The sequence below is a fragment of the Nocardioides sp. NPDC092400 genome, assembly GCF_040684155.1.
Taxonomy (GTDB): Bacteria; Actinomycetota; Actinomycetes; order Propionibacteriales; family Nocardioidaceae; genus Nocardioides.
Genome location: NZ_JBFBFJ010000001.1, coordinates 878,348 through 893,339 on the forward strand (window position 1 = coordinate 878,348; position 14,992 = coordinate 893,339).

The following is a 14,992-nucleotide window of genomic DNA, read 5'->3' on the forward strand; positions in this document are numbered from 1 at the left end:
TACCCTCGCCGCGTCATGACGAGCCCCCTCCGGCCGCGGCACCCGCGGCGCACGTCCCTGTCCGACCTCGTCGCCGAGGTCGGCGGCCTCCACCTCGCCGACCCCTCCGAGGAGGGCGCGGCGACCACCGTCACCGGTGTGTCGCTGAGCTCCCAACGCGTCGTGCCGGGCGACCTGTACGCCGCGCTGCCGGGCGCCCGGGCCCACGGCGTCGACTACGCCGGCCCGGCGGTCGAGGCGGGCGCGGTCGCAGTGCTCAGCGACGCCGCCGGCGCCTCCCGAGCGGTGGGGCTCGGCGTGCCGGTGCTGGTCGCCGAGGACCCGCGCGCCCTGCTGGGCCGGCTCGCCGCCCACGTGTACGGCGACCCGGCCACCCGGATGCGCATGGTCGGCGTGACCGGCACCCAGGGCAAGACCACGACCACCCGCCTGGCCGAGACAGGTCTGCACGCGGCCGGGGTCGGCGCCGCCGTCATCGGCACCGTCGGCACGCGGGTCAAGGGCGTCGACGTGCGGACGACGCTGACGACCCCCGAGGCCCCCGACCTGCACGGCCTCTTCGCCGCGATGGTCGAGCAGGACGTCGAGGCCTGCGCGATGGAGGTCTCGAGCCACGCCCTGGTCATGGGCCGCGTGGACGGCATCGTCTTCGACGTCGCGGTGTTCTTGAACCTCGGCCGCGACCACCTCGACTTCCACGCCGACGTCGAGGACTACTTCCGCGCCAAGGCTGCGCTGTTCACCCCCGAGCGTGCCCGGCTGGCACTGCTCAACGTCGACGACGAGCACGGCCGCCGGCTGGTGCGGGAGGCCACCGTGCCGGTGCGGACGTTCTCGGCCACCGGCGCCGAGGCGGACTGGCGCGCCGTGGACGTCGAGCTGCACCCGCACGGCTCGCGGTTCCGCGTGCTGGGTCCCGACGGCCTCGAGGTCGCGGCCGCCTGCCCGATCCCGGGCGGCTTCAACGTCGCCAACACGCTCGCCGCGGTCGCGGCCTGCGCCGAGGCCGGGCTGGGCGCGGCGCGGGTCGCGGACGGCATCGCGTCCGGCGCGGGCGTGCCGGGCCGGCTCGAGCGGGTCGAGGCCGGCCAGGACTTCGTCGTGGTCGTCGACTACGCCCACAAGCCCGACGCCGTCGAGGCGGCCGTCGCCGCGCTGCGACCGGTCACCGAGGGGAGGCTGCTCGTCGTGCTCGGCGCCGGCGGCGACCGCGACCCCGGCAAGCGGCCGATCATGGGGGAGATCGCCTCCCGGCTCGCCGACGTGCTGGTCGTGACCGACGACAACCCCCGCACCGAGGACCCCGCCGCGGTCCGTGCGGCCGTGCTGGCCGGCGCGACCGGCGGTGCGGAGGTGCTCGAGGTCGGTGACCGGAGGGCCGCGATCCGCGAGGCGCTCGCCCGGGCACGCGCCGGCGACGTGGTGCTCGTGGCCGGGAAGGGGCACGAGACGGGTCAGGAGGTGGCCGGCGTGGTCCACCCGTTCGACGACCGCGAGGTCGTCCGCGAGGAGCTGGAGGCGGTGCGGTCGTGATCCCCATGACGCTCGACGAGGTGGCCGGGGTGGTCGGCGGGACCGTCGACGGCGACGGCACCACCCAGGTGACCGGCCCGGCGTACCTCGACAGCAGGGAGCCGGTCGTCGGCGGGCTCTTCGTCGCGATCGCGGGGGAGCGGGTCGACGGGCACGCGTACGCCGCCGACGCCCACGCCGTGCTCGGCAGCAGGCCCACGGGGCGCCCCGGCGTGCTCGTCGACGACCCGGTCGCGGCGCTCGGCCTGCTGGCGCGCCACGTCGTGGACCGCACGGGCGCGACCGTCGTCGCCCTGACCGGCTCCCAGGGCAAGACCGGCACCAAGGACTACCTCGCCCACGTGCTGGCCACCGCGGCCGGCAGCGGCGTGCCCGGGAGCACCGTCGCCACGCGCGGGAACCACAACAACGAGCTGGGCGTGCCGCTGACCGTCCTGCGCGCGACCGCCGACACCACCCACCTCGTCGTCGAGATGGGCGCTCGCGGCGTCGGGCACGTCGAGTACCTCTGCCGGGTCGCGCCCCCGGTCGTCGCCGCGGTCCTCAACGTCGGCACCGCGCACATCGGCGAGTTCGGCAGCCGCGAGGCGATCGCGCAGGCCAAGGGCGAGATCGTCGAGGCCCTCCCGGGCGCCGGCACCGCCGTCCTCAACGCCGACGACCCGCTGGTCGCCGCGATGGCCCCCCGCACGGCCGCCCGGGTGCTGACCTTCGGCGAGGCCGGCGACGTCAGCTGGCGGGGGCTCGAGCTCGACGAGCTCGGCCGGCCGACCTTCGAGCTCGGGCACCGGGGCACCTGGCACCTGGTCGCGCTGCGCCAGGTCGGTGCCCACCAGGTGGCCAACGCCGCCGCGGCCGCGGCGATGGCGCTTGCCCTCGGTCTCGACCTCGCCGACGTCGCGGCCGCGCTCGGCACCGCGGAGAGCGCGTCGCGTTGGCGGATGGAGCTGCGCGAGCGCGCGGACGGGCTCGTGGTGCTCAACGACGCCTACAACGCCAACCCCGCCTCGACCGTCGCCGCGATCGACGCCCTCGCCGCCATCGGCCGGCGCAGCACGCGTCGTACCGTCGCGGTGCTGGGGGAGATGCGCGAGCTCGGGCCGACCAGCCACGAGGACCACGTCGCCGTCGGCCGGGCCGCCGCCGAGGCCGGGGTGGACGTCGTCGTCGCCGTCGGCGAGCCCGCCGCGGGCATCGCGGAGGGCGCGCGCCAGGTGGCCGGGTGGACCGGTGAGGCGATGCTCACGGCGGGGCGGGACGAAGCACTGACCTGGGTGCGGGAGAATGCTTCGGCCGGGGACGCCGTCCTCGTCAAGGCCTCGCGCGGAGCCGCGCTCGAGGTCGTCGCGGAGGGACTTCTGGAGGAAGCGACGTGAGAGCCGTACTGCTCGGGGGTGGGCTCGCCCTGCTCATCTCCCTGCTCGGCACCCGGGTCGCGATCACCCAGTTCACGCGGATGGGCTACGGCCAGGAGATCCGCGACGACGGGCCGACCAGCCACCACACCAAGCGCGGGACGCCGACCATGGGCGGCGTCGTGATCATCGCCGCGACCGTGCTGGGCTACTTCGCCGCGAAGCTGATCACGACGAGCGAGCCGTCCGCGTCCGCGCTGCTGCTGCTCTTCCTCTTCGTCGGCATGGGCCTCGTGGGCTTCCTCGACGACTTCATCAAGATCTCCAAGCAGCGCAGCCTCGGCCTGCGCAGCAAGGCGAAGATGGTCGGCCAGACCGTCATCGCCCTCGTCTTCGGCTTCCTGGCGCTCTCGCCGTGGTTGGAGGACGACCGCGGACGCACGCCCGCCTCGCACAGCATCTCCTTCATCCGTGACTTCGCCTCCTTCGCGCTCCCGACGGTCGTCGTGCTCGCGCTGATCTGGCTGATCGTCACCGCCACCTCGAACGCCGTGAACCTCACCGACGGGCTCGACGGCCTCGCCACCGGGGCCAGCGTGATGGTCTTCGGCGCCTACACGCTGGTGAACATCTGGCAGAACAACCAGTCCTGCGAGATCTCGCCGGGCGCCACCTGCTACGAGGTGCGCGACCCGCTCGACCTCGCCGTCATCGCCGCGGCGATCACCGGTGCCTGCTTCGGCTTCCTGTGGTGGAACGCCTCGCCCGCGCAGATCTTCATGGGCGACACCGGCTCGCTGGCGCTGGGCAGCGCGCTCGCCGGGTTCGCGATCCTCACCCGGACCGAGCTGCTCCTGATCATCCTCGGCGGCGTCTTCGTCGTGGAGACCCTCTCGGTGATGCTGCAGGTCGGCTGGTTCCGGATCAGCGGCGGCAAGCGGATCTTCCGGATGGCGCCCATCCACCACCACTTCGAGATGCTCGGCTGGGAGCAGGTCACGGTGGTGATCCGGTTCTGGATCGTCACCGGTCTCTGCGTCGCCGCCGGCCTGGGCATCTTCTACGCCGAGTGGGTGGCCGGGATCTAGGTCTCGCCCCGCCCCCCCAATCGCTCGCTTCGCCCCGGTCCCGCGGGGGCGCCCCGGAGGTCTGTGGTGAATCTCGACTCGTTAGGACAGCGCGACTCCTGGCAGGGGGTCCGTGCCGTCGTCGCCGGCTTCGGCGTCTCCGGCTTCGCGGCCGCCGACAACCTGCTCCACCTCGGTGCCTCGGTCACCGCCCTCGACGAGTCCGCGGCCGGCAAGGAGGAGAAGGCCGAGCTGCTCGAGGTGCTCGGCGCCTCGATCCGGCTGGAGCAGGGCGCCACGGCCGTGCTGCCCGACGACGTCGACGTGCTCGTCACCAGCCCCGGCTGGCGCCCCGACGCACCGCTGCTCGCCCAGGCCCGGGACCGCGGCGTACCGGTCTGGGGCGAGGTGGAGCTGGCCTGGCGCCTGCGCGACCCCGAGCGGCCCGTGCCCTGGCTCGCGGTGACTGGCACCAACGGCAAGACCACGACCGTCCAGATGCTCGACTCGATCCTGCGCGCCGCCGGGCTGCGCAGCGTCGCGGCCGGCAACGTCGGACTGCCCCTCGTCGAGGCGGTCATGGACCCCACGCCGTACGACGTGATGGCCGTGGAGCTCTCCAGCTTCCAGCTGCACTACACCCGGTCGATGGCCGCGGAGTCCGCCGCTGTGCTGAACCTCGCCGAGGACCACCTCGACTGGTACGACGGCCCCGACCCGATGCGGGCCTACGCCGCCGACAAGGGCCGGATCTACGAGGGCGTCGAGCGCGCCTGCGTCTACAACGTCGCCGACCTCGAGACCGAGCGGCTGGTCCGCGAGGCCGACGTGCAGGAGGGCGCCCGCGCGATCGGGTTCACCCTGGGCATGCCCGGCGTCGGGATGCTCGGGGTGGTCGAGGACATCCTCGTCGACCGCGCGTTCATCGAGGAGCGGGGCACCAGCGCCGCCGAGCTCTGCACGGTCGCCGACCTGGCCAGCCCCGCGCCGCACGTCGTGGCCAACGCGCTCGCCGCCGCCGCGCTGGCCCGCGCGCACGGCGTCTCCCAGCAGGCCGTCCGCGACGGGCTGCGGGCCTTCCGGCCCGACGGCCACCGGATCGCCCTGGTCGCCGAGCACGACGGCATCGCCTGGGTCGACGACTCCAAGGCCACGAACCCGCACGCGGCGCAGTCCTCCCTGCAGGCCTACGACCCCGTGGTGTGGGTCGCGGGGGGACTGGCCAAGGGGGCCCGCTTCGACGACCTGGTCCGCGCCGTGCGTGACCGCCTGCGCGGCGTGGTGCTGCTCGGGCGGGACCGCGCGGTCATCGCCGAGGCGCTCGCGCGACACGCGCCGGATGTGCCCGTGATCGACGTCGGTGCCGGTGAGACTGGTCCCGAACAGGCACCCATGGAGCGCGTCGTGGAGGCGGCGGCCGTGTTGGCCCGACCCGGCGACACGGTCCTCCTGGCTCCGGGATGCGCCTCCATGGACCTGTTCGCCAGCTACGCCGACCGCGGGGAGCAGTTCGCGGCCGCCGTACGCGCCAGGACGAGCTGACCGGACACCGAGCACCTCACGGGAGGGGGACGCGTGACGACCACCGCGAACCCGCCGGGCACGACCCGGGCCCCGGCCCCCGGCAGCACCGAGGAGAACGACGGCGGACCGTCATCGAGGTTCGCCTGGTTCGCGGCGGCCCGCGACGCGATGGACCGCCCGCTGACGGCCTACTACCTGCTGCTCGGCGCCTCGGGCCTGCTGCTGACCATCGGCCTGATCATGGTGCTCAGCGCCTCGAGCGTGTACTCCTTCCGGGTCTTCGACAACTCCTACGCGATCGTCACCCGTCAGCTGATCTGGGTGGCGCTGGGCCTGCCGGCCGCGTGGGTGGCGAGCCGGCTCAGCACGCGGTGGCTCAAGCGGCTGGCGTTCCCGGCGTACCTCGTCGCGCTCGTGCTCCTGCTGATGACCGCCTTCCTCGGTGTGACCGTCAACGGCAACCAGAACTGGCTCGCCCTGGGCCCGGTGCAGATCCAGCCCTCGGAGATCGCCAAGCTCGCCCTGGTCCTGTGGGCCGCGAGCACCTACGCCAACAAGGAGCGCCGGCTCGACAACCTGCACCAGGTGATGGTGCCGGTCGTCCCCGGCCTGCTCCTCGCGACCCTGCTCGTCGTCGTCGGCCACGACCTCGGCACCGCGCTGGTCTTCATGGCGATCCTGCTCGGCCTGCTGTGGGTCGTCGGCGCACCGGCCCGGTTCTTCGCCTTCAGCCTGTCGATCCTCAGCGTGGTGGCGATCTTCGTCGCCTCGACCAGCTCCGAGCGGCTGGGTCGGATCACGAACTTCGTCGACCCCTTCCAGGACTACCACGACAAGGGCTGGCAGCCGGCCCACGGCCTCTACGCCCTCTCCACCGGCGGGTTCTTCGGGCAGGGCATCGGCGCGAGCCAGCAGAAGTGGGGCGACCTGCCCGAGGCCCACACCGACTTCATCTTCGCCGTGCTCGGTGAGGAGCTCGGCCTGGTCGGCACGCTCCTGGTGATCGGGTTGTTCCTCACCATCGCCTACGCCGCGGTGCGCGTCGCCCGCGACACCGCCGACCCGTTCGTGCGCTACTGCACCTTCGGCATCGTGGTGTGGCTGATGGGCCAGATGATCATCAACGTCGGCATGGTGCTGGCCCTGCTCCCCGTCATCGGCATCCCGCTCCCGCTGGTCTCCTACGGCGGCTCGGCCCTGCTCCCGTCCCTGGTCGCGCTCGGCCTGCTCATCGGCTTCGCCCGGCGCGAGCCGGAGGCGGCGCGCGCACTGGCCCACCGCAAGCGCGACCGCGGCCGCTCGCTCGTAGGCTGACCCGCGATGCGCGTCCTGCTCGCCGGCGGTGGAACCGCCGGCCACACCTCGCCCCTGCTCGCCACCGCCGACGCCCTGAAGCGGCTGCGGCCCGACATCGAGATCACCTGCCTCGGCACGCCCCGCGGCCTGGAGAACCGGGTCGTGCCGGAGGCGGGCTACCCCCTCGAGCTCGTCCCGCCGGTCCCGCTGCCGCGCAAGCCCGGCGCCGACCTGCTCAAGGTGCCGGTCCGCCTGCGCGACGCCGTGCGCGCGACCAACGACGTGCTCGACCGGGTCCGGCCCGACGTGGTCGTCGGGTACGGCGGGTACGTGTCGGTGCCGGCGTACCTCGCCGCCCGCCGCCGCGGCCTGCCGGTCGTCGTCCACGAGCAGAACGCCCTGCCCGGCCTCGGCAACAAGGTCGGCGCCCGGGTGGCCCGGCGGGTCGCGGTGTCCTTCCCGGACACCCCGCTGCCGAGGGCGGAGTACGTCGGCCTGCCGATCCGTCGGATGATCTCCACGCTCGACCGGCCCGCCCTGCGGGCCGAGGCGCGCGCGTTCTTCGGGCTCGACCCGGACCGCCCGACCCTCGTCGTCACGGGCGGCTCCCAGGGCGCCCGCCGGCTCAACCAGTCGGTCTCCGGTGCGGCGGCCGCGCTCGGCGCGGCCGGCGTCCAGGTGCTGCACGTCGTCGGTCCGAAGGGCGAGGCCGCCCCGGTCGCGACCGGCACGCCGTACGTCGTGGTGGACTTCGTCGACCGGATGGACCTCGCCCTGGCCGCGGCCGACCTGATGGTCTGCCGCGCGGGCGCCAACAGCGTCACCGAGGCCGCCGCCTCCGGGGTGCCGGCCGTGTTCGTGCCGCTGCCGATCGGCAACGGCGAGCAGGAGCACAACGCCCGGCCGGTCGTCGACGCCGGGGGAGCGCTGCTGGTCTCCGACGCCGCGTTCACCACCGAGTGGGTCGCCGCCACCGTGCCCGGCCTGGCCACCGACCCCGAGCGGCTCGCCGCCATGGGTGCCGCGGCCAGCGGGCTCGTCCCGCGCGACGCCGACGAGAAGCTCGCCCGCATCGTCCTCGAGGTCGGGGGCGCCGCGTGAGGGTGCCCGTCCCTGACGTCGTGGTGCCGGCCGAGGAGCTCGGCGGCGTCCACTTCGTCGGCATCGGCGGTGCCGGCCTCTCGGCCATCGCCCGGATCATGCTGGCCCGCGGGATCGCGGTCAGCGGCAGCGACGGCGTCCACTCGCCGACGCTCGACTCGCTGCGTGCCGCCGGCGCGACCGTGCACGTCGGCCACGCGGCGACGCAGGTGGGCGACGCCGACACGCTCGTGGTCTCCACGGCCGTGCGCGAGGACAACCCCGAGTACCTCGAGGCGGTCCGCCGCGGCCTGCGCGTCCTGCCGCGCTCGACCGCATTGGCCTCGGTCATGGCCGGCCGCCGCGTCGTCGCGGTCGCCGGGACCCACGGCAAGACCACCACCACCTCGCTGCTCACCGTCGCCCTCCAGGTCGCCGGTGCGGACCCGACCTACGCCGTGGGCGGGGAGCTCGCCGCGACCGGGACCAACGCCGCCGAGGGCACGAGCGACCTCTTCGTCGCCGAGGCCGACGAGAGCGACGGGGCGTTCCTGCACTACAGCCCGTACGCCGCGATCGTGACCAACGTCGACGCCGACCACCTCGACCAGTGGGGGACGCCGGAGGCCTACGCCGAGGCGTTCGACCGGTTCGCCGACACGGTCTCCCCCGAGGGCTTCCTGGTCTGCGTGGTCGACGACCCCGGCGCCGCCGCGCTGGCCGAGCGGCAGCGCGCCGCGGGGCGCCGGGTGGTCACGGTCTCCACCCGCCCCGACGCGGGTGCGGACGTCGGCCCGGACGCGCTCGCCGGGGTGACCCTGTGGTCGCCCGGCGACCACTACCTCGCCGACGCGCTCGCCGCGCTGGCGACCGGGCTGGCCCTCGGGCACGACCGCGACGCGCTGGCGCGCGGCCTGGCGTCGTACACCGGGACGAAGCGGCGCATGGAGCGCAAGGGCGAGGTCGGCGGGGTGCGCGTCTACGACAGCTACGCCCACCACCCGGCCGAGATCGTCGGGGACCTGCAGTCCGGCCGGGCGCTGGCGGGGGAGGGGCGGCTCGTCGTCGCCTTCCAGCCGCACCTGGTCTCCCGCACCCGGATCTTCGGCGAGGCGATGGGCGAGGCGCTCGGTGCGGCCGACGAGGTGGTCGTGACCGACGTCTACCTCGCGCGGGAGGAGCCCGACCCCGAGGTCACCGGCGGGTACGTCGCCCGCGCCGTGCCGCTGCCGACCGACCGGGTGGCCTACGTCCCCGACCTCGACGACGTCCCCGCCGAGCTGGCCCGTCGGGCCCGCCCCGGCGACCTCGTGCTGACCCTCGGCGCCGGCACGATCACCTCCGTCGGCCCGCGCGTGCTGGAGCTGCTGCCCGACCATGGCTGACCGGTCGAGCACCGACACCTTCGAGCGCACCCGCCGGCGGTTCGTCCGTCGCCGGCGGGCGGGTCGCCGACGGCGCTGGCGCCTCGTGCTGGCCGCCGTCCTGGCACTGGCCCTGGTCGCCGGCGGCGTGTGGCTCACGTTCTTCTCCGACCGGCTGGCGGTCTCCGGGGTGGAGGTCCGCGGGACCGACTCGCTCAGCGTCGGCGAGGTCCGCGCGGCCGCGGACGTCCCGGAGGGGGAGCCGCTCGCGACCCTCGACCTCGGTGCCGTCGAGGCGCGGGTCTCCACGCTGGCCCCGGTGCGCAGCGTGGACGTGTCGCGCAAGTGGCCGGACTCGGTGCTCATCGAGGTCACCGAGCGCACGCCGGTGGCGGTGGTCTCGATCGGCGGCGTCTTCCGCGGCCTCGACGCCGAGGGCGTCGTCTTCAACCGCTACCGCCGCGCACCGGCCGGCCTGCCGCGGGTGGAGGTCGACGCCGACGTCGCCGACGACGCGCTGGTCGAGGCGGCCGCCGTGGTCGCCGCCCTCCCCGCGGACCTCGCCACCACCGTCGACCACGTCGAGGTGCGCACGGTCGACCAGGTCTCCCTCGAGCTGCGCGACGGGCGCACGGTCCGGTGGGGGAGCGCGGACGACTCCGAGCAGAAGGCCGAGGTCCTCGCCGGCCTCCTCGCCGCCCAGGAGGCGCCGGTGTACGACGTCTCCGTCCCTGGGCAGCCCACCGTCTGCACCCAGCCCCGGGTCTGCGGCGACTCCTGACATCTCGGGGCGTCGGGCCTCCTGAGGCGGCCGCGGCGCACCTTCCCGGGGCAGTCCCTCGCTCACCGGGGTAGATCTGCCCCGGTAAGCGTGGGAGTCCCCGGTCCACCGGGGACCCCTGCACGGCACCCCCGCCACGACACCCGCCACGACACGCGGCGTGTCCTCCCGGATGCAGGTCGGTCGGTTGCCTAGTGTCGTAGCCACGACGTGGTTGACATAACTATAACCCTCCACCTGAGGGTCAGAGTTGGGAGACCACGTCGGACGAACTTCTCCAGCGGGCCAGCCCCGCACCGCACCGGACCGACCACCACCGAAAGGCGAAGCCGCCGTGGCAGCTGCACAGAACTACCTGGCCATCATCAAGGTCGTGGGCATCGGCGGTGGCGGCGTCAACGCCGTCAACCGGATGATCGAGGTGGGGCTCAAGGGTGTCGAGTTCATCGCGATCAACACCGACGCCCAGGCCCTCCTCATGAGCGACGCCGACGTCAAGCTCGACATCGGTCGCGAGCTCACCCGCGGCCTCGGCGCGGGCGCCAACCCCGACGTGGGTGGCCGGGCCGCCGAGGACCACGCCGACGAGATCGAAGAGGTCATCAAGGGCGCCGACATGGTCTTCGTGACCGCGGGCGAGGGCGGTGGCACGGGCACCGGCGGCGCGCCGGTCGTGGCGCGCATCGCCCGCTCGCTCGGCGCGCTGACCATCGGCGTCGTCACCCGCCCGTTCGCCTTCGAGGGCCGGCGTCGCGCCAACTCCGCCGAGGAGGGCATCGCCGCGCTGCGCGAGGAGGTCGACACCCTCATCGTCATCCCGAACGACCGGCTGCTCTCGATCAGCGACCGCAACGTCTCGGTGCTCGACGCCTTCAAGCAGGCCGACCAGGTGCTGCTCCAGGGCGTCTCCGGCATCACCGACCTGATCACGACGCCGGGCCTGATCAACCTCGACTTCGCCGACGTCAAGTCGGTCATGGCCAACGCCGGCTCCGCCCTGATGGGCATCGGCTCGGCGCGCGGCGAGGACCGTTCGGTGGCGGCCGCGGAGATGGCGGTCTCCAGCCCGCTGCTCGAGGCCTCGATCGACGGCGCCCACGGCGTCCTGCTCTCGATCGCCGGCGGCTCCGACCTCGGCCTGTTCGAGATCAACGAGGCCGCGGCGCTCGTCGCGCAGGCGGTGCACCCCGAGGCCAACATCATCTTCGGCGCCACCATCGACGACGCGCTCGGCGACGAGGTCCGGGTGACGGTGATCGCCGCGGGCTTCGACGGTGGCACGCCCAAGCGCCGCGACGAGGGCACGGTGCTGCGCCGCGAGCCGCGCCCGCAGCAGTCGCAGGAGGAGACTCGCAACGCCGCGCAGGCGCTCGCCAGCACCCGCCGCGACGACGCGCCCCGCGCCGAGGAGCGCCAGCCGGTGGCTGCCCGCCCGCAGCAGGCCGCGCCGGTCCAGCAGGCGGCGCCCGCGCAGCCCGCGGCCCGTCCCGCCCCCCGGCAGGTGCAGTTCGACGACGACGAGCTCGACGTCCCGGACTTCCTGAAGTAGTCCGCGGTGTTCGCCTTCCGTACGACGCACGGCCCCGTCAGCCGCTCGGTGGAGCTCGCCTTCACCGACCGGTACGGCGGGGTCAGCGCCGCGCCGTACGACGAGCTGAACCTCGCGATCGAGGGTGACGACGACCCGGGGTCCCGCGCGGAGAACCTCCGCCGGGTGCTGGCCGACTTCGCCCCCGACGCGGCCCTGGCCGACCTGCGGCAGGTGCACGGCTGCGACGTCGTGACGGCCGAGGGGCCGGTCGAGCGGGCCACCGCCGACGGCCTGGTGACCACCCGGGACGACGTGGTGCTGATGGTCCGCGCCGCCGACTGCGTCCCGGTGCTGCTCTCGGGCGGCACGGTCGTCGGGGCGGCCCACGCCGGGCGGGCCGGGGTGCTCACGGGCGTCGTCCCGGCCACGGTGGAGCGGATGCGGGAGCTGGGTGCGAGCGACGTGGTCGCGTGGATCGGCCCGCACGTGTGCGGGAGCTGCTACGAGGTGCCGGGACGGATGCAGGAGGAGGTGGGTCGGGTGGAGCCGAGGACGGTCTCGACGACGACCTGGGGCACGCCCTCCCTCGACCTCGGTGCCGGCGTCCGCGCCCAGCTCGAGCGGCTCGGCGTCGAGGTCGCGGAGGCCGCCGGGGCGACCCGGTGCACCCGCGAGTCGCCCGACCTGTACTCCCACCGCCGCGACGGCCGGGGCGCCGGTCGGCACGCCGGCCTGGTCAGGATCCTGCGGTGAGCCGCCGCGCGGAGCTGGCCGCCGGCCTGGCCGCGGTCCGGGAGCGGATCGCCGGCGCGTGCGCCGACGCCGGCCGCGACGTCGACGAGGTCACCCTGGTGGTCGTCACCAAGTTCTTCCCCGCCTCCGACGTCCGGCTGCTCGCCGACCTCGGTGTCACCGACGTCGGCGAGAACCGCCACCAGGAGGCCGAGGCCAAGGCCGCCGAGTGCGCCGACCTCGGCCTGCGCTGGCACTTCATCGGCGGCCTGCAGTCGAACAAGGCGGCTGCGGTGGCGGCGTACTCCGCGGTCGTGGAGTCCGTCGACCGCGCCAAGCTGGTCGGCCCGCTCGCCCGCGGTGCCGGCGGCCGGGAGCAGCCGCTCGACGTGCTGCTGCAGGTCAGCCTCGACCCGCCGGGCCGCGAGGGCCGTGCCGGCGTCGACCCCGACGACCTGCCGGCGCTCGCCGCGCGGGTAGAGCAGGAGCAGGACCTGCGGCTGCGCGGCCTGATGGCCGTCGCGCCGCTGGGGGAGGACCCGGCCGCGGCGTTCGCCCGGCTGGCAGAGGTGCGCGCGGCGCACGTCGCCGAGCACCCCTCGGCGACCTGGCTGTCCGCCGGCATGTCCGGCGACCTCGAGCACGCGGTGCGCATCGGTGCGACACACGTGCGGATTGGCTCCGCGGTCCTCGGTTCGAGGCCTGCGGGGAAGTAGTGTCCAGATCATCCAAGGAGTGCCCCTCGCGGGCGCTGAGTTCCGAAAGGTCACACCCATGAGCGGCGCGATGCGCAGGATCGGCGAGTACCTCGGCCTGCTCGAGGACACCGGCCGGTACGACGACGAGTACGACGGCGACGACTACCACACGCAGGAGACGACGCCCGTGGCCGCGGCCGCGCGCGCCCAGCGCCCGCGTGCCGCCGCGCCGGCCCCCGTCGCCGACCTCGCCGAGCGGCGCCGTCCCGTGGCCGCGGCCCCGGCGCCGGCCCCCGCGCCCGGCGTGGTCGCCGAGCTGAGCCGGATCACCACGCTGCACCCGAGCACCTACAACGAGGCGCGCACCGTGGGTGAGAACTTCCGCGAGGGCGTCCCGGTCATCATGAACCTCTCCGAGATGGACGACGCCGACGCCAAGCGGCTGGTCGACTTCGCAGCGGGCCTCGTCTTCGCCACCCGTGGCACCATCGAGCGCGTCACGAACAAGGTGTTCCTGCTGTCCCCGCCCAACGTCTCGGTGGCCGCGGAGGACAAGCAGCGGATCGCCGAGGGCGGCTTCTTCAACCAGAGCTGAGGTCAGGTGCAGGTCATCGGGTCGATCATCGAGATCGTCCTCTGGGTTTTCATCGCGCTGCTGTGGGTGCGGTTCGTCGTCGACTGGGTGCAGGTCTTCGCCCGCTCCTGGTCGCCGACCGGTCCGCTCCTCGTGGCGCTCGAGCTCGTCTACTCCGCCACCGACCCGCCGATCAAGGCGCTGCGGCGCGTCATCCCGCCGCTGCGGCTGGGCGCCGTCGCCCTGGACCTCAGCTTCATCCTGGTGATGATCTCGGCCTACGTGCTGCTCCAGGTCAACCGCGCCGTCTTCCTCTGAGGGCGCCCGCAGGTGGGAGCCGCCCCGGCGGGTCCGCCCGGCGGGTCTGTTCCGGGCCGCTGACCAGCGACTCTGCCGAGTCACACCAGTCCCAGGGCAGGCGCTATTGTTCGACGGAGGCAGCAGCCACAGCGTCTGCCACACGCACTTGCCACTACCGACACGACATTGAATGGGTGAGGTCATGCCGCTGACGCCTGAGGACGTGAGCAACAAGCGCTTTACTCCTGTCCGGCTCCGCGAGGGCTACGACATGGGTGAGGTCGACCAGTTCCTCGACGAGGTGGAGGCCGAGCTCGCGCGGCTCACGAAGGAGAACGACGACCTCCGGGCCCGGCTGTCCTCCGTGCAGTCGGGCACCCAGCCGGTGCCGGTCGCCCAGCCGGCCCCGCCGGCCGAGCCCGCCCCCGAGCCGGTCGCCGAGAAGGCTTCCGAGCCCGCCCCGGCGGCGCAGCCCGTCGCGGCCAGTGTCGGTGGCTCCGTCGAGACGATCCGCGTCGAGACCGTCCCGCAGGCGTCCAACGCCGCGGCCCGCCTCCTCGAGATCGCCACGCGCAACGCCGACGAGCTCGTCGAGGAGGCCAAGAACGACGCCGACAAGATCGTCGGCGAGGCCCGCACCAAGGCCGAGCGCCTCGAGTCGGAGTCGAAGTCCAAGGCCGACCGCCTCGAGTCCGACGCCCGCACCCGCGCGCAGATGCTGGACTCCGAGACCGCCGAGCGCCGCCAGCAGATGTTCGGCGAGCTCGAGCGCGAGCGGGACCGCCTCAGCAGCGAGGTGGAGACCCTCCGCTCGTTCGAGCGCGAGTACCGCTCCCGCCTGAAGACCTACTTCACCCAGCAGCTCGAGGCCCTCGGCTCCGCCGAGAGCGCCGCGCCCACCGACGAGCAGCCGGCGCCCAAGCGTCTGCGGTCGATCCTGGGCGAGGACGAGAGCTGAGCCTGCCCCGCAGGTAGCCGCCCCGCGGCAGCACGACGACCGGACGGCCGGCCCCAGCACGGGGCCGGCCGTCCGTCGTGCGCAGGGGCGTCGGCGCGGCCGGCAGGTCGCGCCGCGGGGTGCCCGGTTGGTCTCGTCGCCGGGCTCGGCTACCCTCCCGCCACACGGTGGCTTCCCGTCACCGACGTGACCGGCCCAG

The 14,992-nt window shown here is 74.2% G+C and carries 14 protein-coding genes; all 14 read left to right on the forward strand.

Annotation, left to right across the window (positions count from 1 at the left end):
* Positions 1–15 precede the first annotated feature (15 nt).
* The 14 genes from AB0N29_RS04355 (at position 16) to AB0N29_RS04420 (ending at position 14,793) form a co-directional block, all read left to right on the forward strand.
* Positions 16–1,533, forward strand: coding sequence for a UDP-N-acetylmuramoyl-L-alanyl-D-glutamate--2,6-diaminopimelate ligase (locus AB0N29_RS04355; protein WP_364864389.1), 1,518 nt, complete (start codon positions 16–18; stop codon positions 1,531–1,533).
* 5 nt (positions 1,534–1,538) lie between these two features.
* Positions 1,539–2,909 (forward strand): UDP-N-acetylmuramoyl-tripeptide--D-alanyl-D-alanine ligase, encoded by a 1,371-nt coding sequence (gene murF / locus AB0N29_RS04360; RefSeq protein ID WP_364865444.1) that lies wholly within the window; start codon positions 1,539–1,541, stop codon positions 2,907–2,909.
* On the forward strand, positions 2,906–3,976 hold the full coding sequence (mraY, locus tag AB0N29_RS04365) for a phospho-N-acetylmuramoyl-pentapeptide-transferase (protein WP_364864391.1): 1,071 nt from the start codon (positions 2,906–2,908) through the stop codon (positions 3,974–3,976). The genes murF and mraY overlap by 4 nt, the downstream gene beginning before the upstream one ends.
* Before the next feature lie 66 nt (positions 3,977–4,042).
* Positions 4,043–5,497, forward strand: coding sequence for a UDP-N-acetylmuramoyl-L-alanine--D-glutamate ligase (gene murD / locus AB0N29_RS04370; protein ID WP_364864393.1), 1,455 nt, complete (start codon positions 4,043–4,045; stop codon positions 5,495–5,497).
* Between the two features lie 33 nt (positions 5,498–5,530).
* Positions 5,531–6,793, forward strand: coding sequence for a putative lipid II flippase FtsW (gene ftsW, locus AB0N29_RS04375; protein WP_364864395.1), 1,263 nt, complete (start codon positions 5,531–5,533; stop codon positions 6,791–6,793).
* A gap of 6 nt (positions 6,794–6,799) precedes the next feature.
* A complete protein-coding gene (gene murG, locus AB0N29_RS04380; protein WP_364864397.1) occupies positions 6,800–7,876 on the forward strand; it encodes an undecaprenyldiphospho-muramoylpentapeptide beta-N-acetylglucosaminyltransferase in 1,077 nt (358 codons plus the stop codon).
* Positions 7,873–9,240 (forward strand): UDP-N-acetylmuramate--L-alanine ligase, encoded by a 1,368-nt coding sequence (gene murC / locus AB0N29_RS04385; RefSeq protein WP_364864399.1) that lies wholly within the window; start codon positions 7,873–7,875, stop codon positions 9,238–9,240. The genes murG and murC overlap by 4 nt, the downstream gene beginning before the upstream one ends.
* Positions 9,233–10,000 (forward strand): FtsQ-type POTRA domain-containing protein, encoded by a 768-nt coding sequence (locus tag AB0N29_RS04390; RefSeq protein ID WP_302270782.1) that lies wholly within the window; start codon positions 9,233–9,235, stop codon positions 9,998–10,000. The genes murC and AB0N29_RS04390 overlap by 8 nt, the downstream gene beginning before the upstream one ends.
* A gap of 334 nt (positions 10,001–10,334) precedes the next feature.
* Positions 10,335–11,549, forward strand: coding sequence for a cell division protein FtsZ (gene ftsZ / locus AB0N29_RS04395; RefSeq protein WP_302270783.1), 1,215 nt, complete (start codon positions 10,335–10,337; stop codon positions 11,547–11,549).
* 6 nt (positions 11,550–11,555) lie between these two features.
* On the forward strand, positions 11,556–12,284 hold the full coding sequence (pgeF, locus tag AB0N29_RS04400; protein ID WP_364864403.1) for a peptidoglycan editing factor PgeF: 729 nt from the start codon (positions 11,556–11,558) through the stop codon (positions 12,282–12,284).
* Positions 12,281–12,979, forward strand: coding sequence for a YggS family pyridoxal phosphate-dependent enzyme (locus AB0N29_RS04405; protein WP_364864405.1), 699 nt, complete (start codon positions 12,281–12,283; stop codon positions 12,977–12,979). The genes pgeF and AB0N29_RS04405 overlap by 4 nt, the downstream gene beginning before the upstream one ends.
* Positions 12,980–13,037: 58 nt before the next feature.
* Positions 13,038–13,556 (forward strand): cell division protein SepF, encoded by a 519-nt coding sequence (gene sepF / locus AB0N29_RS04410; RefSeq protein WP_302270786.1) that lies wholly within the window; start codon positions 13,038–13,040, stop codon positions 13,554–13,556.
* Positions 13,557–13,562: 6 nt separating this feature from the next.
* Positions 13,563–13,853 carry a YggT family protein gene (locus AB0N29_RS04415; protein ID WP_364864408.1) on the forward strand — a complete coding sequence of 97 codons (291 nt, stop codon included), beginning with the start codon at positions 13,563–13,565 and terminating at the stop codon, positions 13,851–13,853.
* A gap of 184 nt (positions 13,854–14,037) precedes the next feature.
* The gene (locus AB0N29_RS04420; protein ID WP_364864410.1) at positions 14,038–14,793 is read left to right on the forward strand and encodes a DivIVA domain-containing protein; all 756 of its coding nucleotides are present in this window, start codon (positions 14,038–14,040) and stop codon (positions 14,791–14,793) included.
* Positions 14,794–14,992: the final 199 nt, after the last annotated feature.